General features: G+C 75.2%; 2 pseudogenes. One reads left to right on the plus strand and one right to left on the minus strand.

Annotated elements, in window-relative coordinates:
* A pseudogene (locus tag B9S61_RS41410) lies at positions 1 to 216 on the minus strand (hypothetical protein); the annotation flags it as partial.
* Positions 217 to 356: 140 nt separating this feature from the next.
* Here B9S61_RS41410 and B9S61_RS00010 point away from each other — a divergent pair.
* Positions 357 to 730, plus strand: a pseudogene (locus B9S61_RS00010) (S-methyl-5-thioribose-1-phosphate isomerase); the annotation flags it as partial.

The raw sequence follows: 730 nt of genomic DNA on the forward strand, positions 1-730 counted from the left end.
CGTGGAGCCGGTGGGCGCGGACCACTGACCGGCCGGGGGCTGCTCCTTGGACCACGTCACCCCCGGGTCCCGCGGGGCCGGGCCCGGCTGCCGGGGCTGGTCCGCGGGCTGCTCGGCGTCCGGGCGGCTGGCGGGTCCGGCAGGTCCGGACGTGTCCGGTCCCTGCCCCTCGGACGGGGAGGATCCGGGCGAGGCCCAGCCCGGAGTGTCGTTCATCGTCGCTCCTTCACGGTGCCCGTCCGCGGTCGCGGCGGCAGCTTGGCTGCCATCGTGCCATGGGGTGGTCATCGAGGGACCTGCCGAGGTGAGGGCTGCGTACCTTCGTTTGTCGGCGCGAGAGGGGGCAGACTGGCCGCATGGCTGATCAGTACGCACACAGCGGCGACACCAAGCGGCCGACCGAGGTCCCGGCACTGCGCTGGGAAGAACCCCCCGAAGGTCCCGTCCTGGTCCTGCTCGACCAGACGAGGCTGCCGGCGGAGGAGGTGGAACTCGTCTGCACGGACGCGTCCGCGCTGGTGGAGGCGATCCGTTCGCTCGCCGTGCGCGGTGCTCCCCTGCTGGGCGTCGCGGGCGCCTACGGAGTCGCGCTCGCGGCGGTACGGGGCTTCGACGTGGAGGACGCGGCGTCGGCGCTGGAGAGCGCCCGGCCCACCGCGGTGAACCTGGCCGTCGGCGTGCGCCGGGCGCACGCCGCCCATCAGGCGGCACTCGCCCGCGGCGGGGACTC

Origin of the sequence: Streptomyces sp. SM1 (assembly GCF_002910825.1) — a bacterium.
Lineage (GTDB): Bacteria > Actinomycetota > Actinomycetes > Streptomycetales > Streptomycetaceae > Streptomyces > Streptomyces okerensis.